The sequence below is a fragment of the Corynebacterium bouchesdurhonense genome (assembly GCF_900078305.2).
Taxonomy (GTDB): Bacteria; Actinomycetota; Actinomycetes; order Mycobacteriales; family Mycobacteriaceae; genus Corynebacterium; species Corynebacterium bouchesdurhonense.
Genome location: NZ_LT546025.1, coordinates 1 through 25803, shown reverse-complemented (window position 1 = coordinate 25803; position 25803 = coordinate 1). Strand labels below are relative to the sequence as shown.

The window sequence follows — 25803 nt, the reverse complement described above, 5'->3', positions numbered from 1 at the left end:
CCGGTGGGTTTCACGTTCGCGTACCTGGCCACTGCGGTCATCGCGCTGCTGCTCTCTGGGTTGCTCGGCTCGGCGGAGTCCGCGCTCGCACCGATCTCGCGCGCCCGCGTGGAGGGGATGGTCAAGGACGAGGTATCCGGCTCCCAGGCGCTGCTGCGAGTGGTGGACCACCGCGCCAGCCACGTCAACACGCTGGTGATGCTGCGCACCGTCCTCGACGTCACCGCCGCGGTGTTCGCCGCGATGTTGGCCATGGAGGTGATCGACTCCGACGCGTGGGCAATTACCGCCGCCGTGGCCGCGGTAACGCTGCTGCAGTTCGGCATCATCGGCGTCTTCGCCCGCACCGCGGGAAAGCGCAACCCGTACACCATCTCGCTGCGCTCGGCGCAGTGGCTGGTGGCGTTCCACACTATCTTGGGCCCGCTGTCCGGCCTGCTGATCAAGGTGGGCAACCTCTTCCACCCGGGCGAGGACTTCCGCGAGGGCCCGTACTCCACCGAGGTGGAGCTGCGCGAGATGGTGGACATCGCCCAAGAGCAGGGCGTGGTGGAGACCACCGAGGGCCGCATGATTCAGAACATCTTCGACCTCGCTTCCACCCACGCCCGCCAGGTGATGGTGCCGCGGCCGGAGATGATCTGGATCGAGTCGGACAAAACGGCCGCCCAGGCCACTCGCCTCATGGTGCGATCGGGGCACTCGCGCGTGCCGGTGATCGGGGAGACGGTGGACGACATCGAGGGCGTGGCCTACCTGAAGGACATGTTCGGCGAGTCGGGCGCGCCCATCGACCGCGAGACCGTGATCACCGACGTGGTGCGCGAGCCCCTCTTCGTGCCCGACTCCAAGCCGCTGGACGTGCTGCTCAAGGAGATGCAGCGGGAGAACACCCACATCGCCATCGTCATCGACGAGTACGGCGGCGTGGCGGGCCTGCTCACCATGGAGGACCTGCTGGAGGAGATCGTCGGCGAGATTACGGACGAGTACGACGAGGACGAGGTCGCCCCCATCGAGCACGTGGGCGAGCGCACCCTGCGCGTCCAAGCTCGCCTGCCGCTGGATGACTTGGTGGACCACCTCGCCGACCACCTCGACTACGAGCTGGAGTACGACGACGAGGTGCGGGACTCCGTGGACACCGTCGCCGGACTGCTGTCCTACGAGCTCGGGCGCGTGCCGCTGCCGGGCTCCTCCATCACCATGGACGGGCTGTCCTACACGGCCGAGGGCGGCCGGGACCGCCGCGGCCGGGTGAAGACGCGCAGCGTGCTCATTGAGGTGCCGGAGCGCGCGGAGGTGGAGGGGATTGGTGAAATGTGAGCGTCGAAAAGCAAAATAGCCCTATGAAGAACGTTCTCTCGATCCAGTCCGCCGTCGCGTACGGGCACGTGGGCAACTCCGCCGCCGTGTTCCCCCTGCAGCGCATCGGGCACGAAGTGTGGCCCGTGTACACCGTGAACTACTCCAATCACACCGGCTACGGCTCGTGGAAAGGGCCGATGATCCCGGCCGCCGATGTGGCCGCCGTCATCGAGGGCATCGGCGAGCGCGGGGCGTTTCCGCGTATCGACGCAATCTTGTCCGGCTACCAGGGCGGGGACGACATCGCGGACGTGATCGTGCAGGCCGTCGCGCAGATCAAGGCCGCCAACCCGGCCGCGATCTACGCCTGCGACCCGGTGATGGGCAGCGCGAAGTCCGGCTGCTTCGTCGCCGACACCATCCCGCCGCTGCTGCGCTCCAAGGTTGTGCCAGTAGCCGACCTGATCACGCCGAACCAGTTCGAGCTGGGTTACCTCACCGAGCGGGAAGCGAACGACTTAGATTCCACCCTGGCCGCCGTGGACGCCGCCCGCGAGATGGGGCCGAGCACCGTGCTGGTCACCTCCGTGGAGCGCCCCGACGCCCCCGCGGACACCCTCGAGATGATCGCGGTGGACGACCACGGTAAATGGATCGTGCGCACACCGCGGCTGCCGGTCAAGCGCAACGGCTCGGGCGATGTGACGGCGGCGCTGTTCACCGGCCACTACATCGAGTCCGGCGACGCCGCCGACGCGCTGGCCCGCACCGCCTCCGCCGTGTACGACATGCTCAAGCTCACCCACGACGCCGGTGCGAACGAGCTGGAGCTGGTGCGGGCGCAGGAGTACTTTGCCAACCCGGCGATGCAGTTCGAGGTCGAGGCGCTGTAGGTGTAAATCGTTTCCCTCCAATCCGCGGTGGCCTACGGCCACGTGGGCAACTCCGCCGCCGTCTTTCCCATGCAGCGGCTGGGCAATGAGGTCTGGCCCGTCTACACGGTGAACTTTTCCAACCACACCGAGTACCCCACGTGGCGCGGGCCCGTGATGACCCCGCAGCAGGTCGCGGACGTTTTGGACGGCATGTCCTTCACCTAGCCGGGACCATGTTTGACGTGGTCACTGAGGTGCGCGAGCAAAATCTCGCCGAGCTGCCGCTGGTGCAGTGCCAGGATCTAATCGTCTCGCCGCACTCCCGTTTCACCCCGGTCGCGGTGGGATGGGCTGGGGGTATGGGGTGAGTAGGCGGTGTGTGAAGGCGGGGTGGAAGGGCTACGGGGCAACCGTAGTAAGAGGATGAAACCGGGGGAGTTCGGCGGAGGCGTGGGGTGTGTAAAAGAGAGAGCTCAGGACCAGCCTTAACGATGTGCGCTTTTCGAGTTTTGGCTTCGGCCGCGGGCGACGACCGGGCGGAAGCCCGCCTACCCCCGGGCGGAAGCCCGCCTACCCCTCGAATGACGAGCGCGGCGCGCCGATACCCGGGTCAATCTTCGGGGTCTCGCCGCTGCCCGGCCGGATGTCGATGTCGAAGATCTCGGTGGGCAGGTACACGGTGGCGCAAGCGTTCGGGATGTCCACCACGCCGGAGAACCTGCCCTCGATCGGGGCCGCGCCAAGCAGCAGGTAGGCCTGCTCGGGGGACCAGCCGAAGGTGGTCAGGTAATCAATGGCGTGGAGGCAGGCGCGCTGGTAAGCAAGCTGGGAGTCCAGGTAGCGCTGCTCGCCGTCGAGGGTGACGGAGGTGCCGGAGAACGCGAGCCACTGGCTGTAGCGCGGCTCGACGTTGCCCGGCATGAAGATGGCGTTCTCCTTTACGCCGTACTTGGCCATACCGTCCTTGATGATGTCCACGTGGATGTCGATGAAGCCGCTCATCTCGATGCCGCCGCAGAAGGTGATCTCGCCGTCGCCCTGGGAGAAGTGGAGGTCGCCGACGGAGAAGTTCGCGCCGTCCACATACACGGGGTAGAACACGCGGGTGCCCTTGGACAGGTTCTTGATGTCCTGGTTGCCGCCGTTCTCGCGCGGGGGAGCGGTGCGTGCGCCCTCGGAGGCCACGCGGTCGAACTCCTCGCCGGTCAACGAGCCCAGGATGGCCTGATCCGGCTCGGGCGGGAGCGCCAGCGGCGGCACGCGCTCCGGATCGGTGGCGATGAGCGCCGCCTCACGGGTGTGCCAGGTGTTGAGGAGCTCGTGGGAGGGCGCGGTGCCCATCAGTCCCGGGTGGATGATGCCGGTGAAGCTCACGCCGGGGACGTGGCGCGAGGTGGCGGTCTGGCCGGTGAAGTCCCACACCGCTTTGTACGCGTCCGGGAACTGGTCGGTGAGGAAGCTGCCGCCGTTTTTCTTGGCAAAGATGCCGGTGTAGCCCCAGCCCTGGCCGGCTAGCGGGCCCTCCTCCTGCGGGATCGGCCCGACGTCGAGGATGTCCACAATGAGCAGGTCGCCGGGCTTGGCGCCTTCGATGCGGAATGGGCCGGACAGTGCGTGGACGCGGTTGAGCGGCGCGTCGCGGATGTCGTCGGCGCTGTCGTCGTTCTTGATGTACCCGTCAAACCACTCGCGGCAGTCCACGCGGAACGTGTCGCCAGGCTGCACGGTCACGGCCGGCGGGATGTCGGGGTGCCAGCGGTTGTGGCCCACTTTCTCCTGGTCGGCGAAGCGCTTGGACGAGTCGAGCGGGAACAGATTGGTTGGCATGGGTCGTACCTCCTCAGGGTTTCGGAAGCTTTGCGTGTTGCGGGTTGCGGCTCACCGGGGTGGCCCGCCTGTTGCCGGATGCGGGCAGCGAATTGACCACGGCCGGTTCGTGCGCGCTCTTCTGGGTCGCTTCGACAGCGGAGGCGATCTTCGAGTCTGTTCGGCGCACGCTCGGTGCGCTGATTATGCGCCTGGCCATCTGTCCGCAGTCGGGGCACTCGATTTCGCGTTGCTCGCTGGACATCGGCAGGTGGCGCTCGGCCAGGTGTCCCTCGCCGCACTTGAACTCGTAGATGGGCATCGTCGTACCTTTTGTTGTAGCGATCACAGAAGCGCCGCCAGTGTAACGCCGATCGCGAAGGCGCGGGAGGGGCTCGTGCTTTTCGACGCTCCCGCAACGCCAACCCCCAGCCGCCATGCGGGAAGGTTGATGCGCGCGCCTGCGCTAGAATTGCAGGCCATGAGCAATGCGGATCCCGTTTTCGGCGCTGGTTTCGACCCCTTCGACCCCTTCGATGAGGCGAACTTGCCCGCGGACGCGACGGCGCAGGCGGGCCCCGGCGCATACGGAGGCTTCACCGACACGCCCGAGGGGTTCCGCTCCGGCTTCGTCGGCTTCGTGGGCCGCCCGAATACCGGCAAGTCCACCCTCACCAACGCGCTGGTGGGGGAGAAGATCGCCATCATGGCGGACCAGCCGGAAACCACCCGCCACCCCATCCGTGGCATTGTCAACCGCGAGGATGCGCAAATCATTGTGGTTGACACGCCGGGGATCCACCGCCCGCGCACGCTGTTGGGCGAGCGGCTCAACGAGGTGGTGAAGGACACCTACGCGGACGTGGATGTCATCGGGTTCACCGTGCCAGCGGACGAGAAGCTGGGCCCGGGCGACCGCTTCATCTACGAGCAAATCCGGGCGGTGAAGCCCAACGCCCCGGTGGTGGGAATCGTGACCAAGCTGGACAAGGTGGGCAAGGACGTCGTCGGCGAGCGCCTGATCGAGCTGCACGAGATGCTCGGGCCGGACAGCGACGTGGTGCCGGTCTCCGCCACGCAGCAGGTGCAGCTGGACGTGCTGACGGACATTTTGGTGAGCAAGCTGCCGGAGGGGCCCCGTTTCTACCCGGAGGGGGACGTGACGGACGAGGACACCGAGACTCGCATCGCCGAGCTGATCCGCGAGGAGGCACTGCACGGCTTGCGCGAAGAGCTGCCGCACTCCGTCGCCGTGCAGATCGACGAGATGCACGAGGACGCCGAAGACACCCGCGACCCGAAGCGGATGAAGATCTACGCGGTGATCTACCTGGAGCGCCCAGGCCAGAAGCGCATCATCGAGGGGCCGGGCGGGCGGCGCCTGAGCGGCATCACGCACCGCGCCCGCCAGCAGATCATCGAGCTTTTGGGCCGAAACGTCTACCTGGACCTGCGCATCAAGGTGCTGAAGAACTGGCAGTCCGACCCGAAGGCGCTCGGCCGACTTGGCTTCTAGGCGCACCTCCCCAGGCAGGCCGAGCTGGCGCGATCGCGCCTTTGTGGTTCGCACCTACGACTTCGGGGAGGCGGACCGGGTAATCGTCCTGCTCACCCGCGGCCACGGGCTGGTGCGGGGCGTGGCCAAGGGGGTGCGCAAATCAAAATCCCGCTTCGGCTCGCGCCTCCAACCCTTTGTGGACGTGGATGTGCAGGTCTACCCCGGGCGGGACCCGGCGAAGAACCTGGCCACTATCACCGCCGCGGACACCGTGGACTATTACGGGGCGCGCATCATCGACGACTTTGACCGCTACGCCGCCGCCTGCGCGGTGATGGAGACGGCGGAGAAGCTGGCCTACGAGGAGGCGGACCCGCACCTGTTCGACCTGGTGCGCGAGGCCCTCGCCGCGCTGCAGACGCCTTCTTTGCCCACGCTGGTGCTGGACGCCTTCATTCTGCGCGCCACCGAGCACGCCGGCTGGGGCTTGAGCCTGTACAACTGCGCCAACTGCGGCACCCCGGGCCCGCACAAGGCCTTCAACGCGGCCGTGGGCGGGGCGGTGTGCAACAACTGCCGGCCCCCGGGATCGTTGGACGTGGACCCGGAGGCGCTCCACACCATGTGGCTGATCCAGCACGGCCACCCGGCCCCCGGCGAGCACGTGGGCCAGGTGCACCGCGCCACCACGGCCCACCTGCAGTACCACCTGGAGGCAGGTCTGAAAACGCTGCGGATCATGGAGCAGGCATAATGGCGGGGTGACCAGCCCCGACCAGAAGCCCTCCCTCGGCGCCAACCCGAGTGCCAACCCGAGCGCCGTCCTGCCTGCCGGTTTCCCCGCCCCGCCGCCGCTCGCCCCGGAGTTCATCCCTCGCCACATCGCGCTGGTGATGGACGGCAACGGTCGCTGGGCCCAGGAGCGCGGCCTGCCGCGCACGGAGGGGCACCGCCGCGGGGAGAACGTGCTGATGGAGTGCGTGGACGCATGCATCGCTCTCGGCCACGTGGAGTGGCTCTCGGCGTACGCGTTCTCCACCGAGAACTGGCGCCGCTCACCCTCCGAGGTGCGCTTCCTCATGGGTTTCTCGCGCGACGTGCTGCGCCGCCACCGCGACGAGCTGCACGAGAAGAACGTGCGCGTGGTGTGGTCGGGCCGCCGCCCGCGCCTGTGGCGCAGCGTCATCCGCGAGCTCGAGGCTGCGGAGGAGCTCACCCGGAACAACACCGGCGTCACCCTCGCCATGTGTGTGAACTACGGGGGAAGGGCCGAGCTTGTCGACGCCACCCGGCGCCTCGCCGAAGACGCCCGCTCGGGCGCCCTCGACCCGGCGGCCATCTCGGAGGAGACGATCGCGCGCTACCTCTACCGGCCAGACATGCCGGACGTGGACCTGTTCCTGCGCCCCTCCGGCGAGCAGCGCACCTCCAACTTCCTGCCGTGGCAGTCCGTGTACGCCGAGATGGTGTACCAGGACACGCTGTTCCCGGACTTCACGCCACAGCACATGTACAACGCGGTGCTCGAGTACGCGCGCCGCGACCGCCGATTCGGCGGTGCGGTGGACAAGTTCGCGGCTCAGTAGGCGTCGATAAGCATTAGCTCACGCCTGCGCCTGGCACGCGCGGCACACACCGTACACCTCCGCGTCATGGGCGACGAGGTCGAACCCGTAGCGCGCCGCGACGAGTTCGGCCCACTTCTCCACGGGCCCGCCCTCGACCTCCACGGTGCGACCGCACACGGTGCACACCAGGTGGTGATGGTGGTGGTCGGTGAGGCAGTGGCGGTAGAGCGTCTCGCCCTCCGGGGTCTGCAGCACGTCCACAGCGTCGATCTCCGCCAAGGACTGCAGCGTGCGGTACACCGTGGTCAGGCCGACCTTCTCGCCCCGTGCCTCGAGCTCGGCGTGGATGGCCTTGACGGGCGCGAACCTGTCTAGGTCCCGCAGCGTCTCCACCACTGCGGTGCGCTGGCGGGTCGTGCGCGGGCCCAGCTTGGGCATCGGCTGCTTCTGCTGCGACATACCCGGCAAGGCTAGTCCCTCCGCGGTTTGGGGGTGCGCGGCGCCAGGCCCGGGTCCTGCTCGGGGCGGACCGCGGCGGGCGGGTCCACGATCGCCGCGGACCCGCTCCCGCTGGCAAACCGCATGCCGCGCCGGGAGATCAGGCCGGCGATCCGGCGGCGGTCTACGTCACCCGTGGCGCTCAGCGACGCCAGGCGCAGGATGATGTCGATGACAGCGGGCTCGGTGAGTGAGTAAATCACCTCGCGGCCCGCGCGCCGGGAGTCCACCAGCCCCGCGGACTTGAGCACCCGTAGGTGCTGCGAGATGAGCGGCTGGGATTTGCCCAGCTCATCCACCATCTCGTGCACCACGCGCTCGCCGGAATCAAGAAGCAGCAGGATGCTCAGGCGCAGCTCCGAGTCGAGGGCCCTGATGAGCTCGGCGGTGCGCGCGAGGTCGCGCGGGGACAGCCTCTCGCCGCTCATGTGGCCTCCTCACCGGAGCTGATTGCTTGTCGACGCCCCCTTCGAGCGCCCGTAACCCCCGAATTTTACGACACTTGACACCCGTATGCGCCTGTATGCTTCCCAGTCCAGCTTTCCCACTTCGCATTCCCCGTTCTGCGGCGAGCGCGGTCGTGCAGGCCGCGGCGGGCCGTTCGCTACACTGGGCACGTTATATTTTCCCGACGTGTTTCAGTGTGTTCTACGCTCACCGCAGCAACAGGAGGCTTGAAGTAGTGCCCGCCAACAAGATCGATACCGTAGTAAACCTCTGCAAGCGCCGCGGTCTGGTGTTCCCGGCCGGAGAAATCTACGGCGGCACCCGCTCTGCGTGGGACTACGGCCCGCTGGGCGTGGAGCTGAAGGAGAACCTCAAGCGCCAGTGGTGGCGCCACATGGTGCAGCGCCGCCGCGACACTGTTGGCGTGGACACCTCCATCATCCTCCCGCCCAAGGTGTGGGAGGCCTCCGGCCACGTCGAGGTGTTCACTGACCCGCTGGTGGAGTCCTTGCACACCCACAAGCGCTACCGCGCCGACCACCTGCTGGAGGCGTACGAGGAGAAGCACGGCCACCCGCCCGTCAACGGCTTGGCGGACGTCCCGGACCCGGAGACCGGCCAGCCCGGCAACTGGACCGAGCCGCGCGAGTTCTCCGGGCTGATGAAGACCTACCTCGGTCCGGTGGATGACAAGGAGGGCCTCCACTACCTGCGCCCGGAGACCGCCCAGGGCATCTTTGTGAACTTCAAGAACGTGATGACGTCCGCGCGCCTCAAGCCGCCGTTCGGCATCGCCAACACCGGCAAGAGCTTCCGCAACGAGATCACCCCGGGTAACTTCATCTTCCGCACCCGCGAGTTTGAGCAGATGGAGATGGAGTTCTTTGTCAAGCCCGGCGAGGACGAGCAGTGGCACGAGTACTGGATCAACGACCGCCACCAGTGGTACATCGACCTGGGCATCAACCCGGACAACCTGCGCCTGTACGAGCACCCCAAGGAGAAGCTCTCCCACTACTCCAAGCGCACGGTGGACATCGAGTACGCCTTCGGCTTCACCGGCTCCAAGTGGGGCGAGCTGGAGGGCGTGGCCAACCGCACGGACTATGACCTGAAGACGCACGCGGAGGCCTCCGGCGAGGACCTGAGCTACTTCGACCAGGAGACGGGCGAGCGCTGGTTCCCCTACTGCATCGAGCCGGCCGCCGGCCTGGGCCGCGCCATGATGGCCTTCCTCATCGACGCGTACGACGAGGAGGAGGCGCCGAATGCGAAGGGCGGCACCGATACCCGCGTGGTGCTGCGCCTGGACCGCCGCCTGGCCCCGGTGAAGGTTGCCGTGCTGCCCCTGTCTAAGAAGCCGGAGCTCTCGGGCCCGGCCGAGGAACTGGCCGACACGCTTCGCCAGCACTGGAACGTGGACTTCGACACCTCGGGTGCGATCGGCCGCCGCTACCGCCGCCAGGACGAGATCGGCACTCCGTTCTGCGTGACGTACGACTTTGACTCCCTGGAGGACCAGGCCGTCACCGTCCGCGAGCGCGACACGATGGAGCAGGAGCGCGTGCCCCTGGCCGAGCTGGAGTCCTACCTGGCCGCCCGCCTGGTGGGCTGCTAGGTACCCGGCCATGCACTACGTCAGCTGGGATCGCACCGACCGGGACGCTCCGAAGCTGCTCGCCGAGGGGGGCCCGGAGGTCCTCGGCGTGTTTCAGGACAACCGTGCGAGCGTGAACGGCGAGATCTGGGACCTCACGCTCACCCCTGAGGCGGGCGCGGTGGCCACCCGCGGCGGCGAGGAGATTGTGCGCGCGCTTGACCCGCTGCGCCGCGGCGACCGCGTGCGCGTTGACATTCAGGGGCGCGGCTACACCATGGTGGGCGAGACATCGCGCAACTGGATCATCGAGGATGCGTCCGGCTCAAAGGTTGCCCAGTTCTCGCGCGAGAACTCCGGCGTGCGCAAGGCCATCCTCGAGTTCGAGGGCGAGACGGATCTGCCGCTAACCCACGTCGCCGGCCTGGCGTGGCTTTCGCGCGAGCTGATGGAGTCTCGTCAGGTGGGCTCCGCCAACGCGCTGATTGCCACGCTCACGCTGCTCTCGGCCGTGGCCCTGGTGGTGTTCTTCCTGTGAAGTGGCAGGGGCAGGTGCTGCGCGGTGCGCCCGTGCCCACCGCCTACCTGCCCGAGTCCCGCACCCTCGCGGTGGGCGCGGAGGAGCTGCGCGTGGTGTCCGACGATGCCACCGACGCCCGCGCCGTCACCCCCGACGGTCAGGCGTTCCGCCTGATCAAGCGCAGCACTACCGTCGCGCGCTACGAGGCGGTGTGCGGCGGCCGCCGCTACAGCGCGCGCCGCACCGGCGGCGGCTTTCGCTCAAAGCGCCGCGAGATCACCGACGAGCGCGGCCGCCTCGTGGCCGCCACCCGCGGCCTTCCCAACGGCGACCTCGAGCTGGAGATCTCCGGCGGCAGCGCCAACTTCACGGTGGATCTCGCCTTCATCTCCTGGGGGCTTCTGCTTGTCGACGCACCCGTGAGGCGCACCCTCCACTAGCCAGCTAGAAGGTGCCGCCGCGGGCCGAGGGGCCGCCGAAGCCGCCGCCACCACCGGAGAACCCGCCGCCGCCGCCGAACCCTCCTCCGCCGTGGTAGCCGCCGCCGAACCCTCCGGAGAGCAGGGAGCCCCACAGCACGGCCTGCGCCATGCTGTTGGCCGTTTGGCGGTTCTGGGCCGCGCGGTAACGGTCAATGTCGTCGTTGGCGGCCTGGGCGGCGCGGCGCGCCGTCTCGGTTGCTGCCCGGGCGAAGTCAATCGCCGAGCGGGTATCGCTCACCCGCCGCTGCTGGGCCTCCGCGAACTGGCGCTTGGACTCGGCGAGGAGGGTGCGGGCGTGGGAGCCGATGATGCGGCCGCGGGAGCGGATCAGGTCCTCCGCGCCCTGGATCTGGGCGACGGCCACGCGCAGTTGCTGGTCGAGCAGCTGCAGGGCCCGGCTCTGGTCGCCGGCCACGCCCTTGGCCACGGCGAGCTGCTGGTCGATGCGCGCGTCCACGTCCGTGAGCTCGGTGTAGAGGGCCAGCGGGTCCTTCTCGGCGCGGGCGTCGGCGGTGGCGAGCACTTGGCGCGCCGCCGCGGACACCTCGTCGAGCGCGCGGGTGTCGATGCGCGCGCCCTGCCGCGTGGCGCCCTTGACCTGCTCGATCTCTCGCAGCTCGTCCTCGATCTCGCGGCGCAGCGCGGCGAGGTTGGACTGGGCGGTGCGGATGTTGTCCTCGGCGTGCTCGATGGCGGCGAGGTTGGTATCCGAGATGTCCACGGCGCGGGTGGCGGCGGAGAGCTCGTCGATCAGCCCGCCCTGCTGGCCGGCGGCGCGGTCCGCGATCCGGCTGGCCTGATCCAGGTGCTTCTCCGCCTCGTCGAGGGAGGCCGCGGCGATGCCGACGTTCTCCGAGATGGAGCCGAGCATCTCCTCGGAGTAGCGCTGTCGCAGCTCGTCGAGGGTGCGCCGGGCCGGCTCGAGGCGGGCGCGGATGTCAATGGTGCGGGCGCGCACCTTCTCCACTTCCTCGGGGGCGCGCATGAGCACGCCGCGCATCTCGTTGAACTCGTGGGTGCGGTCCCGCAGCGCCTGCTCGGCCTGCCCGGCCGAGGAGATGATGTCCACCAGCATGGCGCGCTTCTCCGGCTCGGTTTCGGGAATCGCGTCGTAGAGGCGCTGGTGGGTGCGGAATGCGCGCTGCAGCGTGGAGGTGGCCTGGTTCATCGCCGCGGTGAACGGGCGCACGCGCTCCGCACCGAACTCCGAGGTGGCCAGGCGCAGCTCCTCCTTGCCCTGGGTAATGGACTCGTCCGCGGAGACCAGCGCGTCGCGCGCCACCTGCTCCAGGGTGGGCGTGGGCAGGCGGCCCAGGGAGTCGGTGTCGGAGGGGTCCAGTGCCTTGGCGGATTCGAGCTGCTTGGCCTGCGTCTTCTTGCCGTCGCGCCGCGACGCGGCGTAAATGCCGCCGCCCGCCAGCGCCGCAACACCGAGGCCGCCGGCAACCCAGCCGGCGCCGTTGCCCGAATCACTGCCGGAGCTGCCGGAGCCGCCGGCGGGCGCGCCTGTGCGCCCGGACGCGGCCGCGTCGGCGGCGGCCACCGCAGCACCCGCCCAATCTTCCCGCGCAAGGTGCTCATAGGCGGCGGCATCCATCGCGTCCACCTGGGACTGGGTCCACTGCTCGCCAGCGGCCACCGCGTAGCCGCGCTCGGAGGGAGACACCGCCAGCACGGCGGTGTTCGGGCCGTTGGCGTCCGCGGCCTGCTGCGCCCAGGTCGCCGGGGTTACGCCGCCGAAGCTGTCCACGAAGACCACGCGCAGGGACTTTCGCTGCTCCGCGCTGACCTTCTGGATGGCGCTCTCAATGGCGGACACGTCGCCGGGGGAGAGCACCCCGGCATCATCCGTTACCGGCTGGGTGAGCAGCCCCGGCCGTGTCGCCGTGCCGGCGGCCTGTGCCTCGATGCGGGTGGTGGGGGAAAAGGGTGCGTCGCCAAGCGAAAGCGCGAACGCCGCGGGCGCGGCAGAAAGAACGAGCCCGCCACCGAGCGCGGGGGCGGCGATGAGGAGGCGGAGGAAGCGGTTTTTCATGCTCACTAGGGTAGTCGCAACCAGGCGGGCGCGGCCCGAGCGCTTACGCTGGACGGTTGTGTATAGCTACAGCGCCGAAGACGCAGAACGCTTCGCCCCGGAGGGACCGAAGGGCGCGCAGATTGCGCCCGAGACCGACACCCGCGGTGCCTTCGCCCGCGACCGCGCCCGTGTCCTGCACTCCGCGGCGCTGCGCCGGCTCGCCGACAAAACGCAGGTGGTGGGCCCGCAGGACGGGGACACGCCGCGCACGAGGCTGACCCACTCGCTGGAGGTGGCGCAGATTTCGCGCGGCATCGGGGAGGGCCTGGGGCTCGATCCGGACCTGTGCGAGCTGGCGGGGCTTTCCCACGACATCGGCCACCCGCCGTACGGCCACAACGGCGAGCGCGCCCTCAACGATGTGGCGGAGTGCGGGTTCGAGGGCAACGCGCAGACGCTGCGCATCCTCGCCAGGCTCGAGCCAAAGGTGTTGGTAGGGGAGCGCTCCTTTGGCCTCAACCTCACCCGCGCCTCCCTGGACGCGGCCTGCAAGTACCCGCGCACCCGCACCAACGCCGACGGCTCCGTGAACGCGAAGTACTCGGCGTACGACGAGGACGCAGAGCTTTTGGCCTGGATCCGCCGCGGCCACAACGACGAGCGGGCACCCATCGAGGCGCAAGTGATGGACTTTTCTGACGACATCGCTTACTCCGTGCACGACGTGGAGGACGGCATCATCTCCGGGCGCATCTCGCTGAAGGTGCTGTGGGATCTGGTGGAGCTCGCCGCGCTGGCTGACAAGGGCGCGGCCGCCTTCGGCGGCACCGCGGATTCTCTGGTTGACGCCGCCTCCCGGCTGCGCTCCCTGCCCTCCATCTCGCACGCCGCGGACTTCAACTACACGCTCGCCTCATGGGCGCAGCTCAAGCAGCTCACCTCAGAGCTGGTGGGCCGCTACATCGGCGCTGTGACCGAGGCCACCCGCGTGGCGGCGGGTGGCGAGTCGATGGGGAGGATGCACGGGGACCTGGTGATCCCCGCGGACATCGAGGCCGAGGTGCGGCTGCTGAAAACGGTCGCGGTGCTCTACGTCATGGACGCGCCCGCCCACCTCGCGCGCCAGGACCGGCAGCGCGAGCGCATCTTCCGCGTCTACGACTACCTCTCCGCGGGCGCGCCCGGCACCCTGGACACGATCTACCAGCAGTGGTGGCTCACCGCCGAGACGCCGAGGGAGCGCGAGCGAGTCATCGTGGATCAGATCGCCTCCATGACGGAGTCCCGCCTCGAGCGCGCCGCGAAGAAGGCGGCCGCGCTGTCGTCCTTCATGGGCTAGCCGCGCCGGCGCAGCCGCACGCCGTTGTCGCGGAAGACCTCCTCTACCCGCTCACCCGCGGCGGCGCTGAGGCGCCAACCGTGCACCGTCACCTCGCCCACGCGGGCCTCGCGCAGCAGGTCCGCGAGCCCGTCGAGGTTGCGCGGGGCGGGGCGGCGCGGGCCGAACACCGCCGCCGACAGCGCCTCGGCGAGCTCCGCTGCCGTGCCCACCGGGCCCGCGATGTCCACCCGCCGCGGCGCCCGCGCGCCCGCGCCCTCCGGTTGCCAGGGGCTGCTCACCGTGTCGCCTCCGTGTTTGTTGCCGTGTTCTTTGCCACGTCCTGCCCGCTGATCTCGCAGAACGTCTCGTAGTGGTCGGCGGTGTAGAACCACTCGTCCACGTCCCCGTCAGCGCCGCCACCGGTGACAATGCGCCGCGCCCCGCGGTGGTGAACACCCGGGGTGTCCACGGTGTACTCGCGGTAGTAGCCGGACTTCTGCTTCGGCAGTGCACCCTCGTAGTTGCCAAAGCGCTTGTCGTCGTTGTCCGGGTAGGGGAAGGGGCCGCCGAGCTCAACCAGTGAGACGGTCTCCCACGCCTCGCGCGGCAGGGCGCCGCAGGCGTCGAGCCCCGACGCGCCGGCGGGGGTGGCGGCGGCCGTGGGGGTTGTTGGGCTGGCCTCAAGGGGCGTCGACAAGCGAGGAGAAGCTCCCTGCGCGCAACCACCCAACAACAGGCACGCGCCGAGCACCGCAATCCGCCGATTCACAACCCGAATTGTCCCACACCGCGGTGGCGCTACCATGAGCGCATGGCAAAGGGGAGAATTCCGGATAGCGATATTCAGGCTATCCGCGAGCGAGCGTCGATCGAGGAGATCGTGGGCGAATACGTGCAGCTCAAGCCCGCCGGCCACGACTCAATGAAGGGCCTGTCCCCGTTCAAGGACGAGAAGACGCCGTCCTTCCACGTCCGCCCCGCGCGCGGCTACTTCCACTGCTTCTCCACCGGCAAGGGCGGGGACGTGTTCACCTTCCTCATGGAAATGGAACAGCTCACCTTCCCCGAGGCGGTGGAGGCGGTGGCGGACCAGATTGGCTACCGCATCAATTACCAGGGCGGCACCGCCGGCGCCCGCGACGTCAAGCCCGGCACCCGCTCGCGCCTGCTTGCCGCAAACAAGGCAGCTCACCAGTTCTACCGCGAGCAGCTGGAAACGCCGGAGGCGAAGCCGGGGCGCGACTTCCTGCTGGACCGCGGCTTCACTCGCGAGCACATCTACCACTTCGAGTGCGGCTACGCGCCGGACGGCTGGGACACCCTGACCAAGCACCTCCTGCGCAAGGGCTTCACGGTGGAGGAGCTCCAGGAGGCGGGCATCAGCGCGATGGGCAGGCGCGGGCCCATAGACAAGTTCCGCCGCCGCCTGATCTGGCCCATCAAGGATGCCGCCTCCAACGTCATCGGTTTCGGCGCGCGCAAGCTTTTCGACGATGACCCGATGGGCAAGTACATGAACACCCAGGACACCCTGCTGTACCACAAATCTAAGGTGCTCTTTGGGCTGGACCTGGCTAAGAAGCACATCGCCGAGGGCCACCAGGCGGTGATCGTGGAGGGCTACACCGACGTGATGGCCATGCACGCCGCAGGGGTGGAGACGGCGGTCGCGGCGTGCGGCACCGCCTTCGGCCCGGACCACCTGAAGACTATCCGCCGCCTCATGCTGGATGACAGCTTCTTCCGCGGCGAGCTCATCTACACCTTCGACGGGGACGAGGCGGGCCAGAAGGCCGCCATGCGCGCCTTCAACACGGACGCCGAGTTCACCGGCCAGAGCTTCGTCGCCGTCGCGCCAGACGGCATGGACCCGTGCGACCTGCGCCAGGCCAAGGGCGACGCCGCGGTGCGCGACCTGGTGGCGCGCCGCGTGCCCATGCTCGAGTTCGTCCTCGAGTCGATCCTGGCGGACTACCCCCTCGACTCGGCGGAAGGGCGCATCCAGGCGCTGCGCCGCACCGTGCCCCTGATCGCGGACATTTCGGACCCGGTGTTGCGCAACGAGTACGCACGGCGGCTCGCGGGGTGGGTCGGCTGGCCCAACCCGGACGAGGTGGTGGAGCAGGTGCGCCAGGAGGTGGGCAAGCCGAAGAGGAGCAACCGCTTCGCCGCGCCTTCGCAGCCTTCCCCCAGCGCAGCCACCGCCGCTCCCGGCCAGCCGCCGGCGCTAGTGCCCCCGCACCCGCAGGACCCTGTGCTGTGGCCCCAACGCGAGGCGCTGAAGGCCGCCCTGCAGTACCCGGAAAAGGCAGGCAGCTACTTCGATGGCATCAACCCGGAAGCCTTCACCAACGACGCTTACCGCCAAGTCCGCGATGCGATCACCCGCGCCGGCGGTGCGAGCGCGGCCAACTCCGGCGCCGGTTGGCTCGCGGCGGTGGCGGGCGAGATGCGCGACCTGGCCGGGCGCAACCTGGTTTCCCAGCTGGCGGTGGAGGAGATCCACGCCGACGCGCTGGACGTCTACATCGACTCCGTGCTCTCCCGCCTGCAGGAGACCAGGGTGGGGGACCAGATCGCACAGCTCAAGGCGCAGCTGCAGCGCATGCGCCCCTCCGACGATGAGCAGGCGTACAACGCGCTCTTCTCAGACCTGCTCGCGCTGGAGCAGGCGCGCCGCGAGCTTAACGCCCGGGCGCTCCGGGTGCCCGATGTTGGGTGAGGAGGTTGATCTCCAACAGCGTGTTCTTCGCGTGGGGATGCTCGGGCGACAGTAGCTGGCACTGGGCCCGGTAGACGGCGTAAAGGCTGTCCAGTGCCGAGTCGTCTCCCAGCTGGTAAAACAGTGAGTACAGGGTGCGCTTGGCCAGCAGCGTCTCTTTCGCAGTGGGGCCACTGACCCGGTTGCGCCGCTGCACGACATCGGTGAGCGTGTCTACCGCGTCGCGATCGCCGTTGACCATCTGCGCCTGCCCCAGTTGCAGCTGCGAGGTGAGCGTCTGGTGGTCATCCGGTCCAAACAGACTGGCCCGGAGGCGGTAGACGCGGCTGAGGGTTTCGGCGGCGCTGGCAGTATCGCCCACCTCCCGGTAGCACACGCCCAGGTTCATCTCGATTGTCAGCACCGTCGGGTCGGTGGCGGTGTACTCGGCGCGCGCCTTGGCAAGTGCGCGAGTGAGTACGGGGATTGCCTGGTCGAATTGACCGTGCTGCATGAGTAGCCGCGCCAACTGGTTGGTAAGGATGATTAATTCTCCGGTTGAGCACTCCGGGAGTTGCTCGTACTGGGCCAGGAGCGTTTGGAACGCGCCGATCGCGGAGGCGTCGCCTGCGCGGGCGCGTTGTTCTGCCGCGGAGAGTTGCATGATCAGCGCCTCCGCGTCGGCGAACGCACCGTCGGCCACACCGACGTCAACCGCGTCCTGGTAGTCCCGCGCGTCGGCGGGGCTGCCCTCGCTGAAGGAACCGAGGGAAATAGCCTCGCGGCGCGTCAAGACGTGATCGGGCCCAAGCGCCTCGGTCAAACCCGCTACCACGTCGAGCTGCAGTTGCCGCGCCACTTCGCGCTGGCCCATGCCCGCAAGAAAGCGTGCGACCTGGCCGTGGAGCAGCAGCACCTGGGGGTGTCGCTCGTTGCCGTACGTGGCCGCCGCGGTGCCCGCCATGGCGCGCACCATGGACAAAGCCTCCTCGCGATCCCCGCTGTCGAACTGCCACTCAGCCACCTGCGACGCCATCGAAGAGAAGAAGGGAAGCGCCTCTCGCGGAGCGCCCTGCATGAGCCTCAGCGCACGCTTCCCTCGGTCGATCGCTTCCGCGTAGTTGTGCCGCTGGCCGGCCACGCGCGCCAGCAACTCCTGCACGCTGAGCCACAGCTGATCCTGAACTTGGTTGTCGGTGGTCCATCCGTCGTACCACTGGGCGGCGAGCAGCGTCTCCGGCGTCTCCGGCAAGTGCAGGCCGTCGCGCTGTGATTCGAGGAAGTCGAACACCTCCTTCAGCGCGAGCTCCCGGGCCACCACCACGTCCGCGTGGAGGAGCTCCGTCGGCCGATTGCGCACAGCGCAATCCACTAAGGAAGATTCGACAAACATTTGCACCCCGCTCGAGCGCCTGCACCAGTGGGCATGGGTAACCAGCGCCTCGAGTTCGCTGGCCACGTGCTCTAGGCTGGCCAGGGTCAAACTGTTCACCACGCGGGCAACCACGTCCGGCAAGAACGCGCGCAGCGGGTCGTTCAGCGGCGAGATCGCGCTCACGAGGGCGAGGCAGAGCTTCTGGGTGGGCGAAAGCTCGTTCCACCGGGCATCGTGCACGGAGCGCATCACGGTTTGCAGCTCCGAGATGTCGTCCTCAGTGGGGTTGAGCGCGCCCCGGTTGATGCTCTGGTGGCGGCGCACCGGCGGCAGCGCGAGCCACAACTTAATGGCCAAGGGGGTGGTCAGCTGCGCGGCAATTGCGGCGCACGTTTCGCGCGGGGTGCCCGGCGCGTGCACCGACACGAGGCGCTCCCGCTGCTGCTGGGTCAGGCCCTGCACTGTCCGGGTCTCGATGAGGCCGTCGGCGTCGGCGCGCCATTGGGCGTAGACCGGTCGGCCTGCCGTGCCCGGCCACGCCGTGGCAACAACCAGGACGGGTAGCACCGGCTCGGCGGTGACGCGGTTGAGAAACTCCGCGAGCTCCGGCGTCATCAGGTGGATGTCTTCCACCACGATCACGGTAGGCAGCTCCGGACGGGTCACGTCGCGCACCACCTCGGCGAAGGACGTGGCTTCGGCGTGCCGGCGCTGCGCGGACTCGCCGCCCAAGTCCACCCGGCTGTGCAGCTGGTTCTCGCGGTGCTGGTGCTCGCTCACCGCGTCCATGGCATCCCGGCCCCAGTCGAGCAGTGCACGCGCCCCGGGGAAGGTGAGCCCGGCAGCTTCGATGAGCGCGTCGGTGGCAAGGCTCGCGCTCTCCGAGAACACGCGGTTCATCGCGGCCGTTCCGCGCTGCTTCCAGCGCGCTTTCGAAGCTCCACGCGAGTGGATGTTGTCCACGGCCATCGCCACCGGCACCCGGTGGTCCTCCCACTGGCTGCGGGCCGCCCCGATAACGTCGAGCGCGCCGCCCGAGGCGAGCTCCTCGCAGTTGAAGCTCCACCACGTGAAGGTAGGCAGCGCACCCGCCTCCCACACAAAGTCGGCCATATCGGGCCCGATGACCTTGCGCAGGGACATGGGGTCGCTCGCCGGGGATGGCAGGTCGGGCCAGTACTTCTGGGAGTCGGCGAGCTTGGAGTAGAACTCCCGCACGATGCGGCTCTTGCCGTAGCCGGACGGCGCCTCCAGCAGCACGATCGGCTTGAGGCTCTCTCCGGCGACGAGATCATTGAACCGCTGCTCGAGGTAGGTGACCTCTTCGCGGTGGCTCCCCAGGAACGGCCCCTCCTGCATTAGTCGCCCTTGCTCAGCGCGTACTCGACCGCGTCTAGCGGCAGCGCGTCGCCGGCGGCCTCGGCAGCCTTGGCCAGGTACTCAGCGTAGCCGGACGCGCCCATCGCGCTAGCCGCGGCCTCGGTGTAGATAATCGGCTTTGCATCACCGGCCTGCTGCGGGCCTGCCAAGAAGTAGGCCAGGCCGGAGGCGTACTTGGGCGCGAGCCCGGTGCCGGCCAGCGCCTCGTACGCCGCCTCGGGGCCGGTGACCTCCTGCAGCGTGCGGATCGCGCCGAGCAGCTTGGCGGCGTTGCCCTTGTTGCGCAGGAACGCCTGCATCTGCATCACCTCGTTGGACTGGCCCGCCAGGTACGCGAACGCCGCACCGAGGAAGTCGATGATCTGGTCGCGGTTCCAGCCGGACTCGCGCACGTCGGCCGCGAACTCGAACACCTCGCCGCGGGTGATGGAGGCACGCGCGTCGTCGCGGAAGGGCGGGACGCGGCGCAGGTGGTGCGGCCAGCCGGTCTTCCAGCGGATGGGGGAGAAGGCCACCGCATCGCCCAGCACGTCCTCGGCGGTTGGCGCAACGCGGTTCACAGTTTCAGCTACCTGGTTGGTCATGGGGGCTATTGTCGCATGCATGCCCACGCTCGTGCTCGACCCCCGCTGGCCGGATATGGTGCCGGCGCACATCGCGCGCCTGATCGAAGGCCCGGTGGAATACACCCCCGAGGTGCCGGAGCACGCCCGCGCGTGGCCGCACGAGGAGGGGTCGGCGTGGGTGCTCACCACTCTTGACCGCCCCGGGATCCGCGTCCCCTCCCTGGATGATCCGGTGCATCAGGCCAGAGCCGTCATGGGCGCCGCCCGCGCCCGCGGGGAGTGGGAACGGTCGATGACGCACGCGTCGCTCGTTCCGTACCTTCGGGAGGAGAGCAGTGAGCTTATCGACGCAATCGAGAACCCAACCTCCGACACCGAGCTGAAAAATGAGCTCTCGGACGTGCTGCTCCAGGTGCTGTTCCACTCGGAGATCGCCGCGGAGCGCGGGGCCTTCGACTTCGGTGATGTCGCCGCCGCGTTCGTGGACAAGATGCGCTCCCGCGCCCCGTACTTCTTCGACGGCTCGACCGGGCCCGTGGACAAGGCCACCCAGGACCGCCTGTGGGCCGAGGGCAAGGCCCGCGAGCTTGGCCAGTGCCCCCGCGCCGGCACGCCGAAGTAGAATCTCCCGCCATGACCAACCAGCGCGCGCCCCTACCCCCGCGCGCGCCGTCCGCGCATTCTGCGCAGTCCACGCCTTCGGGGCCGTCGAGGCGCCGCCGGGCGGCACGCGGCTGCGGCTGCGTCGGGCTCGTCGCCGTAACCCTCGCGGTGGTGCTCACCGTCGCCGTCGTCGCCTGGCTGCTCTCTATCAACCAGGCCCCCGGCCCCGGCCAGCAGCAGGAGCCTGCGCCGGCCACCATGCCGCCGGCGGCCGCGCCGAACCCGCCCGCCATCGACGTCAACGCGCCGGGCCGCACCTCGGACCAGCTCGCCGAGTGGGCTGCGCCGATTTCCGAGCAGACCAGGATCCCGGCCCAAGCCCTGCGTGCCTACGGCAACGCCGCGCTGATCGCGCAGGAGTCCTGGCCAGCCTGTCACCTGCACTGGAACACCCTCGCGGGCATCGGCTGGGTGGAAACGCGCCACGGCACGTACTCCGGCCGCTTCGATTCTTCGGCACTCAACGCCCAGGGCATTCCCGAGCCGGAGATCATCGGCCCAGCGCTCGACGGCACGGGGGGCTTTTTGCTTGTCGACGACACCGATGCCGGCGCGCTCGACCACGACACGCGCTTCGACCGGGCCGTCGGCCCCATGCAGTTCATCCCCGAATCCTGGGGGCGCTACGGCCGCGACGCGGACGGCGATGGGGCGGCCAACCCCCAGCAGATCGACGACGCAGCCCTCGGCGCGGCCAACCTCCTGTGCGCCTTCGGCCGGGACTTGGACACCGAGGAGGGCTGGCGCGGCGCGATCGCGTCCTACAACCACTCGAGCGACTACCTGGCCAAGGTGCGCGACGCGGCGGCCAATTACGCCATGAACCAGCCTGCGCACCGCTGAAGCTGGCACAATGGGAGGGGTACAAGCACCCGGAACCCAAGGAGTTGAACCGGCATGTCCGACATCATCCACGTTTTCGCCCGCGAGATCCTCGATTCCCGCGGCAACCCCACCGTCGAGGCGGAGGTTTTCCTTGATGACGGCTCGCACGGAATCGCGGCGGTGCCGTCGGGTGCGTCGACAGGCGAGCACGAAGCGCACGAGCTGCGCGACGGCGACGAGCGCTACGCCGGCAAGGGTGTGCAGAAGGCGGTGCACAACGTCAACGAGGCAATCGCGGACGAGCTCGTGGGCATCGAGGCGGACGACCAGCGTCTGGTGGACCAGGCGATGATCGCGCTCGACGGCTCCGACAACAAGAAGAACCTCGGCGCCAACGCTATTCTCGGCGTGTCCATGGCCACTGCGAAGGCGGCCGCCGACTCCGCGAACCTGCCGCTGTACCGCTACATCGGCGGCCCGAACGCCCACATCCTGCCGGTGCCGATGATGAACATCCTCAACGGTGGCGCGCACGCGGACTCCGGCGTTGACGTCCAGGAGTTCATGATCGCACCGATTGGTGCCGAGAGCTTCAGCGAGGCGCTGCGGATGGGTACCGAGGTCTACCACGCCCTGAAGACCGTGATCAAGAGCAAGGGCCTGTCCACCGGTCTGGGCGACGAGGGCGGCTTCGCGCCGTCCGTGGAGTCAACCAAGGCGGCGCTGGACCTCATCGCGGAGGCCGTTGAGCAGGCCGGCTACGCGCTCGGCGAGGATGTCGCGCTGGCCCTTGACGTGGCCTCCTCCGAGTTCTTCAAGGACGGTGTCTACCACTTCGAGGGCGGAGAGCACACCGCCGAAGAGATGGCGCAGGTGTACGCCGACCTGGTGGCTTCCTACCCGATTGTCTCCATCGAGGACCCGCTGGATGAGAACGACTGGGCGGGCTACACCAAGCTCACCGCCGAGCTGGGCGACAAGGTGCAGCTGGTGGGCGACGACTTCTTTGTTACCAACCCGCAGCGCCTCGCCGAGGGCATTGAGAAGCAGGCCGCGAACGCACTGCTTGTGAAGGTCAACCAGATCGGCACCCTCACCGAGACCTTCGATGCCGTGGACCTCGCGCACCGCAACGGTTACCGCACGATGATGTCCCACCGCTCCGGCGAGACCGAGGACACCACCATCGCTGACCTCGCTGTGGCGCTCGGCTGCGGCCAGATCAAGACCGGCGCGCCGGCCCGCTCCGAGCGCGTGGCCAAGTACAACCGCTTGCTGCGCATCGAGCAGGAGCTCGGAGACGCGGCGGTGTACGCCGGCCGCTCCGCCTTCCCGCGCTTCAAGTAACAGCGCCCCCACCTTGCGCCCCGCGGCACCGTTTGCTTGAGGTGCCGCGGGGCGCTGCCCTGTGCGGTGGCGTGCGCGCTACACTTTTGAATCACTATGACCACACGCGCCACACCCCCGGGCGGGCCGCGGCCCGCGAAGCGTACGCGACGCCGCACCCCGCGCAGCGTTCCTGTGGCCTCCCGCGACCACGAGCGTCGCGAAGCTCAAGCGGCCAAGGCCGCCAAGGCCGGAGCCAGGTTCAAGCCCGGCTTCTTCCAGCGCGACATCGCCTCGTTGGCCATCCTGATCACCGTTCTCCTGCTCATCCTCCTGGCCATCGCGGTGCCGCTGCGCAACTACTACGAAGGCCGGGGGGAGATCGCGCGCGCCCAGGCATCCATTGAAGCGCTCGAGGCGGAGAAGGCCCGCTTGGAGACGGACATTGCGCGCTACCAGGACAAGGACTTCGCCGACCAGGAGGTGCGCCGGCGGCTCTCCGTGCTGCAGGAGGGCGAGACGCAGTGGCGCATCATTGACCCGCGGATGACGGCGCAAAACCCGACCATCACCACCGAGGACGCGGAAGTGGTCGATGACCGCATGTGGGCCGAAGTGCTGTGGGACTCCCTGCGCGAGGTAGAAGCGCCCGACGCCGAGGAAACGCGGGTGCCGGAGGAAGCGCCGGCGCCCGCCCCGCCCGTGGCGGACCAGCCGGCTCCCTAGCCCCGCGGTTGTGGGACAATTGCGCCCATGCCCGTGGAGAAGCAAGACCTAGAAACTGTCGCCGCTCAGCTCGGCCGCACCCCTCGCGGGGTGCTCGACATCGCCTACCGCACCCCAGACGGTCAGCCGGCCGTGGTGACCACCGCGCCCAAGCTTGACGACGGCACCCCGTTCCCCACCCTCTACTACCTCACCGACCCCCGCCTGACGGCCGAGGCGTCGCGCCTTGAGGTGGCGCAGGTGATGAAGTGGATGGAGGCCCGCCTGGGCGCGGATTCCGGAGAGGGCGAGCAGCTGCGGGAAGACTACCGCCGGGCGCACGAGCATTACCTTGCGAAGCGCAACGCCGTTGACGATCTGGGCACCGACTTCTCCGGCGGTGGGATGCCCGACCGCGTCAAGTGCCTCCACGTGCTGATTGCCTATGCCCTCGCGGAGGGCCCCGGCCACTTCCGCTTCGGGGACGAGGCGGTGGCCCTCGCCGCCGAGCACGGCAACCTGCGCGGCACCGCGATCCCGGCGGACTGGCCGACACTGTCCCAGCTCAGCATCAGCCTCGACGAGGCGGGGGAGGGCCTGGCGTGAGCGCTCATGAATCCGCCTTTGCTACCCGGCCGCGCCGCGTCGCGGCCATCGACTGCGGCACCAACTCGATCCGCCTGCTGATCTCCGAGATTGACCCGTCCACCGGTGCTGTGTCCGAGGTTTCGCGCCGCAACACCATCGTCCGTCTCGGCGAAGGCGTGGACGAGACGGGAAGGTTCCAAGCCGGGGCTATCCAGCGAGCGCGCGCGGCGCTGGAGGACTACGTCTCCGAGATGGGGCGCGAGGGTGTGGCCCGGCTGCGCATGGTGGCGACGTCGGCCACGCGCGACGCGGCCAACCGCGAGGACTTCTTCGCCATGACGCGGGAGGTGCTGGGACGGATCCAGCCAGGCGCCCAGGCGGAGGTGATCTCGGGAGACGAGGAAGCCGCGTTGTCCTACGCTGGCGCCACCGCGGACCTCGAGCCTGGTCGCGGCCCAGCGTGCGTGATCGACCTCGGCGGCGGGTCTACCGAGTTTGTGATGCGCGTTGACGGCCAGGTGCGGGCGCTGTCCACGCAGATGGGGTGCGTACGCGTGACCGAGCGGTTCATGCGCACCGACCCGCCCACCGCGCGGGAGACCGAGGAGGCGCGCGCCTACATTCGGGAGCGCATCGCCGATGCTGCCGCCGTGGTGCCGTTCGAGCGCGCCCACACGTTTGTGGGCTGCGCGGGAACCTTCACCACGCTTTCGGCGCTGGCGCAAGGTTTGCCCTCCTACGACCCGGCGCGCATCCACATGTCCGAGATCCCGTTTACCCGCATGCGCGAGGTGACCGCGGAGCTGCGCGGGAAAACCGCGGCGCAGCGGCTGGAGGATCCGGTAATGCACCCGGGCCGCGCCGACGTCATCGCCTCCGGCTCAGCCGTGGTGGAGGAGATGATGGACGCGTTCCAGGCCGCCGCGAACGCCATCAGCTTCGTCGTCAGCGAGAAGGACATCCTCGACGGCATCGTGGCCGGCCTGGCGGCTGAGGACTAGTCCACGTCGGGCTCGAGGATCTGGTCCCCGGTCGCCTTGCCCTTGCGGCCTAGGCGCTTGCGGCCCTGGTTCGCGTCCTTGACCTCGCGCATGCGCGGCTCCGGGTCGATCTTGTCCGCGAGCGCCTTGCGGGCCGAGTTGCTTAGTTGCTTGGTCACTGGCGAGTTGGCCACAGCCTGCGCGGCGTTGACAATCTGGTGGTAGCGCTTGCGCCCAGCCTTCGTCCCCATGACGTAGCCCGCGGCGGCGCCGACGATGTACTGATACATAGCCTTCACCCTACATACCGCCCGCTCACGTTTTGCTCGGCCGATAGCGGGCGGGTCCGGTTGGCCCCAAAGGGCGCGCTATAGTGAGCGGAGCGCAAAGCGCGGTTGGGGCTATAGCTCAGTCGGTTAGAGCTACGGACTCATAATCCGTTGGTCGCGGGTTCGAGCCCCGCTGGCCCCACCGGCCGGAACTCCCAGGTTGTTTCTTACCTGGGAGTTCGCTCGTTTTCCGGTACCTGGTCGCTACTTCGGGCGCTTCTCGCAGCCCACCCCGTCACCATCGCGGTCAAGGTGGGAGCCGTAGCCCGGCTCGTTGCTGCGGATCGGGCGGCCGAGGTCGTTCCACACTGCGCGGCAGTTGGGGTACGCTTTCGCGGGGGCGGGTGCCGCAGCCGGGCGCGGCGCCGGGGCAGGCGCCGGTCGGGGCGCGGGTGCCGGCTGCGGTGCTGGTGCGGCCGGCGCAGGGG

The 25803-nt window shown here is 68.8% G+C and carries 28 protein-coding genes, 1 tRNA gene and 1 pseudogene; 19 read left to right on the top strand and 11 right to left on the bottom strand.

The genetic code is table 11. The annotated features are described in order from the left end of the window. The first annotated feature begins 3 nt into the window (after positions 1-3). From BN4252_RS01380 to BN4252_RS11530, 4 genes and pseudogenes are all read left to right on the top strand, one after another. Positions 4-1326 (top strand): hemolysin family protein, encoded by a 1323-nt coding sequence (locus BN4252_RS01380; RefSeq protein ID WP_066524472.1) that lies wholly within the window; start codon positions 4-6, stop codon positions 1324-1326. Between the two features lie 23 nt (positions 1327-1349). Further along, positions 1350-2201 (top strand): pyridoxal kinase PdxY, encoded by an 852-nt coding sequence (gene pdxY, locus BN4252_RS01375; RefSeq protein ID WP_066524470.1) that lies wholly within the window; start codon positions 1350-1352, stop codon positions 2199-2201. A gap of 6 nt (positions 2202-2207) precedes the next feature. Continuing rightward, a pseudogene (locus BN4252_RS01370) lies at positions 2208-2396 on the top strand (pyridoxal kinase); the annotation flags it as partial. Between the two features lie 20 nt (positions 2397-2416). Continuing rightward, a complete protein-coding gene (locus BN4252_RS11530; protein WP_262360141.1) occupies positions 2417-2551 on the top strand; it encodes a hypothetical protein in 135 nt (44 codons plus the stop codon). 202 nt (positions 2552-2753) lie between these two features. Here the strand turns inward: BN4252_RS11530 and fmdA are convergent, their stop codons facing one another. After that, positions 2754-4010 carry a formamidase gene (fmdA, locus tag BN4252_RS01365; protein ID WP_066524467.1) on the bottom strand — a complete coding sequence of 419 codons (1257 nt, stop codon included), beginning with the start codon at positions 4008-4010 and terminating at the stop codon, positions 2754-2756. A gap of 13 nt (positions 4011-4023) precedes the next feature. After that, the gene (locus BN4252_RS01360) at positions 4024-4311 is read right to left on the bottom strand and encodes an FmdB family zinc ribbon protein (protein WP_066524462.1); all 288 of its coding nucleotides are present in this window, start codon (positions 4309-4311) and stop codon (positions 4024-4026) included. A gap of 159 nt (positions 4312-4470) precedes the next feature. Between BN4252_RS01360 and era the strand changes: the two genes are divergently transcribed. From era to BN4252_RS01345, 3 genes are all read left to right on the top strand, one after another. Then, complete coding sequence (gene era, locus BN4252_RS01355) at positions 4471-5505, top strand: GTPase Era (protein ID WP_078056701.1); 1035 nt, start codon at positions 4471-4473, stop codon at positions 5503-5505. Further along, positions 5495-6241, top strand: coding sequence for a DNA repair protein RecO (recO, locus tag BN4252_RS01350; protein WP_066524460.1), 747 nt, complete (start codon positions 5495-5497; stop codon positions 6239-6241). Before era ends, recO begins: the two co-directional genes overlap by 11 nt. Before the next feature lie 70 nt (positions 6242-6311). Next, positions 6312-7073 (top strand): isoprenyl transferase, encoded by a 762-nt coding sequence (locus BN4252_RS01345; protein WP_066524740.1) that lies wholly within the window; start codon positions 6312-6314, stop codon positions 7071-7073. Positions 7074-7091: 18 nt separating this feature from the next. On the opposite strand, the gene BN4252_RS01340 is transcribed toward BN4252_RS01345, so the two are convergent. Both BN4252_RS01340 and BN4252_RS01335 read right to left on the bottom strand, forming a co-directional pair. Further along, a complete protein-coding gene (locus BN4252_RS01340; RefSeq protein WP_066524455.1) occupies positions 7092-7514 on the bottom strand; it encodes a Fur family transcriptional regulator in 423 nt (140 codons plus the stop codon). 11 nt (positions 7515-7525) lie between these two features. Then, positions 7526-7981, bottom strand: coding sequence for an ArsR/SmtB family transcription factor (locus BN4252_RS01335; protein ID WP_066524450.1), 456 nt, complete (start codon positions 7979-7981; stop codon positions 7526-7528). A gap of 254 nt (positions 7982-8235) precedes the next feature. On the opposite strand from BN4252_RS01335, the gene BN4252_RS01330 reads away from it, so the two are divergent. Genes BN4252_RS01330 through BN4252_RS01320 form a run of 3 tightly spaced genes read left to right on the top strand, consistent with a single transcriptional unit; the run spans position 8236 to position 10557 of the window. Beyond that, complete coding sequence (locus BN4252_RS01330) at positions 8236-9618, top strand: glycine--tRNA ligase (RefSeq protein ID WP_066524448.1); 1383 nt, start codon at positions 8236-8238, stop codon at positions 9616-9618. Positions 9619-9628: 10 nt separating this feature from the next. Continuing rightward, on the top strand, positions 9629-10135 hold the full coding sequence (locus BN4252_RS01325) for a hypothetical protein (RefSeq protein WP_066524446.1): 507 nt from the start codon (positions 9629-9631) through the stop codon (positions 10133-10135). Then, positions 10132-10557, top strand: a complete 426-nt coding sequence (locus tag BN4252_RS01320) for a hypothetical protein (protein ID WP_066524444.1) — start codon at positions 10132-10134, stop codon at positions 10555-10557. Before BN4252_RS01325 ends, BN4252_RS01320 begins: the two co-directional genes overlap by 4 nt. Positions 10558-10561: 4 nt before the next feature. Here the strand turns inward: BN4252_RS01320 and BN4252_RS11525 are convergent, their stop codons facing one another. Next, complete coding sequence (locus BN4252_RS11525) at positions 10562-12634, bottom strand: TPM domain-containing protein (protein ID WP_066524442.1); 2073 nt, start codon at positions 12632-12634, stop codon at positions 10562-10564. A 58-nt stretch (positions 12635-12692) separates the two neighbouring features. Between BN4252_RS11525 and BN4252_RS01310 the strand changes: the two genes are divergently transcribed. Further along, positions 12693-13955, top strand: coding sequence for a deoxyguanosinetriphosphate triphosphohydrolase (locus BN4252_RS01310; protein WP_066524440.1), 1263 nt, complete (start codon positions 12693-12695; stop codon positions 13953-13955). Here BN4252_RS01310 and BN4252_RS01305 read toward each other — a convergent pair. Both BN4252_RS01305 and BN4252_RS01300 read right to left on the bottom strand, forming a co-directional pair. After that, a complete protein-coding gene (locus BN4252_RS01305) occupies positions 13952-14236 on the bottom strand; it encodes a hypothetical protein (protein ID WP_230208533.1) in 285 nt (94 codons plus the stop codon). The genes BN4252_RS01310 and BN4252_RS01305 overlap by 4 nt on opposite strands. Beyond that, positions 14233-14742, bottom strand: coding sequence for a ribonuclease domain-containing protein (locus BN4252_RS01300; protein ID WP_078056700.1), 510 nt, complete (start codon positions 14740-14742; stop codon positions 14233-14235). The genes BN4252_RS01305 and BN4252_RS01300 overlap by 4 nt, the downstream gene beginning before the upstream one ends. Before the next feature lie 6 nt (positions 14743-14748). On the opposite strand from BN4252_RS01300, the gene dnaG reads away from it, so the two are divergent. Next, positions 14749-16659, top strand: coding sequence for a DNA primase (dnaG, locus tag BN4252_RS01295; protein WP_066524434.1), 1911 nt, complete (start codon positions 14749-14751; stop codon positions 16657-16659). Here dnaG and BN4252_RS01290 read toward each other — a convergent pair. Next, complete coding sequence (locus BN4252_RS01290) at positions 16622-19372, bottom strand: tetratricopeptide repeat protein (protein ID WP_066524432.1); 2751 nt, start codon at positions 19370-19372, stop codon at positions 16622-16624. The genes dnaG and BN4252_RS01290 overlap by 38 nt on opposite strands. Beyond that, on the bottom strand, positions 19372-19977 hold the full coding sequence (locus BN4252_RS01285) for an 8-oxoguanine DNA glycosylase OGG fold protein (protein ID WP_066524427.1): 606 nt from the start codon (positions 19975-19977) through the stop codon (positions 19372-19374). The genes BN4252_RS01290 and BN4252_RS01285 overlap by 1 nt, the downstream gene beginning before the upstream one ends. Positions 19978-19996: 19 nt before the next feature. On the opposite strand from BN4252_RS01285, the gene BN4252_RS01280 reads away from it, so the two are divergent. From BN4252_RS01280 to BN4252_RS01255, 6 genes are all read left to right on the top strand, one after another. Next, positions 19997-20581, top strand: coding sequence for a MazG nucleotide pyrophosphohydrolase domain-containing protein (locus tag BN4252_RS01280; RefSeq protein WP_066524425.1), 585 nt, complete (start codon positions 19997-19999; stop codon positions 20579-20581). An 11-nt stretch (positions 20582-20592) separates the two neighbouring features. Beyond that, positions 20593-21465, top strand: a complete 873-nt coding sequence (locus BN4252_RS01275) for a lytic transglycosylase domain-containing protein (RefSeq protein ID WP_143341143.1) — start codon at positions 20593-20595, stop codon at positions 21463-21465. A gap of 54 nt (positions 21466-21519) precedes the next feature. After that, a complete protein-coding gene (eno, locus tag BN4252_RS01270) occupies positions 21520-22794 on the top strand; it encodes a phosphopyruvate hydratase (RefSeq protein ID WP_066524422.1) in 1275 nt (424 codons plus the stop codon). A gap of 96 nt (positions 22795-22890) precedes the next feature. Next, complete coding sequence (locus BN4252_RS01265) at positions 22891-23499, top strand: septum formation initiator family protein (RefSeq protein ID WP_066524420.1); 609 nt, start codon at positions 22891-22893, stop codon at positions 23497-23499. Positions 23500-23526: 27 nt separating this feature from the next. Further along, positions 23527-24084 (top strand): DUF501 domain-containing protein, encoded by a 558-nt coding sequence (locus tag BN4252_RS01260; RefSeq protein WP_066524418.1) that lies wholly within the window; start codon positions 23527-23529, stop codon positions 24082-24084. Further along, a complete protein-coding gene (locus BN4252_RS01255; protein ID WP_066524415.1) occupies positions 24081-25067 on the top strand; it encodes a Ppx/GppA phosphatase family protein in 987 nt (328 codons plus the stop codon). The genes BN4252_RS01260 and BN4252_RS01255 overlap by 4 nt, the downstream gene beginning before the upstream one ends. Here the strand turns inward: BN4252_RS01255 and BN4252_RS01250 are convergent. Further along, positions 25064-25336, bottom strand: a complete 273-nt coding sequence (locus BN4252_RS01250; protein ID WP_066524413.1) for a hypothetical protein — start codon at positions 25334-25336, stop codon at positions 25064-25066. The two genes, BN4252_RS01255 and BN4252_RS01250, sit on opposite strands and share 4 nt — an antisense overlap. Before the next feature lie 107 nt (positions 25337-25443). Here BN4252_RS01250 and BN4252_RS01245 point away from each other — a divergent pair. Beyond that, positions 25444-25517 (top strand) — tRNA-Ile (locus tag BN4252_RS01245). 62 nt (positions 25518-25579) lie between these two features. Here BN4252_RS01245 and BN4252_RS01240 read toward each other — a convergent pair. Continuing rightward, on the bottom strand, positions 25580-25803 hold a 224-nt coding region (locus tag BN4252_RS01240), incomplete at its 5' end, for an excalibur calcium-binding domain-containing protein (protein WP_143341142.1).

What these genes read in the sequence shown, in the direction of transcription:
- BN4252_RS01280 (WP_066524425.1), top strand. Translation starts at nt 19,997, where the DNA reads ATGCCCACGCTCGTGCTCGACCCCCGCTGGCCGGATATGGTGCCGGCG.
- BN4252_RS01260 (WP_066524418.1), top strand. Translation starts at nt 23,527, where the DNA reads ATGCCCGTGGAGAAGCAAGACCTAGAAACTGTCGCCGCTCAGCTCGGC.
- era (WP_078056701.1), top strand. Translation starts at nt 4,471, where the DNA reads ATGAGCAATGCGGATCCCGTTTTCGGCGCTGGTTTCGACCCCTTCGAC.
- BN4252_RS01360 (WP_066524462.1), bottom strand. Translation starts at nt 4,311, where the DNA reads ATGCCCATCTACGAGTTCAAGTGCGGCGAGGGACACCTGGCCGAGCGC.
- BN4252_RS11525 (WP_066524442.1), bottom strand. Translation starts at nt 12,634, where the DNA reads ATGAAAAACCGCTTCCTCCGCCTCCTCATCGCCGCCCCCGCGCTCGGT.
- BN4252_RS01275 (WP_143341143.1), top strand. Translation starts at nt 20,593, where the DNA reads ATGACCAACCAGCGCGCGCCCCTACCCCCGCGCGCGCCGTCCGCGCAT.
- BN4252_RS01325 (WP_066524446.1), top strand. Translation starts at nt 9,629, where the DNA reads ATGCACTACGTCAGCTGGGATCGCACCGACCGGGACGCTCCGAAGCTG.
- BN4252_RS01300 (WP_078056700.1), bottom strand. Translation starts at nt 14,742, where the DNA reads ATGGTAGCGCCACCGCGGTGTGGGACAATTCGGGTTGTGAATCGGCGG.
- dnaG (WP_066524434.1), top strand. Translation starts at nt 14,749, where the DNA reads ATGGCAAAGGGGAGAATTCCGGATAGCGATATTCAGGCTATCCGCGAG.
- BN4252_RS01340 (WP_066524455.1), bottom strand. Translation starts at nt 7,514, where the DNA reads ATGTCGCAGCAGAAGCAGCCGATGCCCAAGCTGGGCCCGCGCACGACC.
- BN4252_RS01285 (WP_066524427.1), bottom strand. Translation starts at nt 19,977, where the DNA reads ATGACCAACCAGGTAGCTGAAACTGTGAACCGCGTTGCGCCAACCGCC.
- BN4252_RS01335 (WP_066524450.1), bottom strand. Translation starts at nt 7,981, where the DNA reads ATGAGCGGCGAGAGGCTGTCCCCGCGCGACCTCGCGCGCACCGCCGAG.
- BN4252_RS01265 (WP_066524420.1), top strand. Translation starts at nt 22,891, where the DNA reads ATGACCACACGCGCCACACCCCCGGGCGGGCCGCGGCCCGCGAAGCGT.
- eno (WP_066524422.1), top strand. Translation starts at nt 21,520, where the DNA reads ATGTCCGACATCATCCACGTTTTCGCCCGCGAGATCCTCGATTCCCGC.
- BN4252_RS01250 (WP_066524413.1), bottom strand. Translation starts at nt 25,336, where the DNA reads ATGTATCAGTACATCGTCGGCGCCGCCGCGGGCTACGTCATGGGGACG.
- BN4252_RS11530 (WP_262360141.1), top strand. Translation starts at nt 2,417, where the DNA reads ATGTTTGACGTGGTCACTGAGGTGCGCGAGCAAAATCTCGCCGAGCTG.
- BN4252_RS01290 (WP_066524432.1), bottom strand. Translation starts at nt 19,372, where the DNA reads ATGCAGGAGGGGCCGTTCCTGGGGAGCCACCGCGAAGAGGTCACCTAC.
- pdxY (WP_066524470.1), top strand. Translation starts at nt 1,350, where the DNA reads ATGAAGAACGTTCTCTCGATCCAGTCCGCCGTCGCGTACGGGCACGTG.
- fmdA (WP_066524467.1), bottom strand. Translation starts at nt 4,010, where the DNA reads ATGCCAACCAATCTGTTCCCGCTCGACTCGTCCAAGCGCTTCGCCGAC.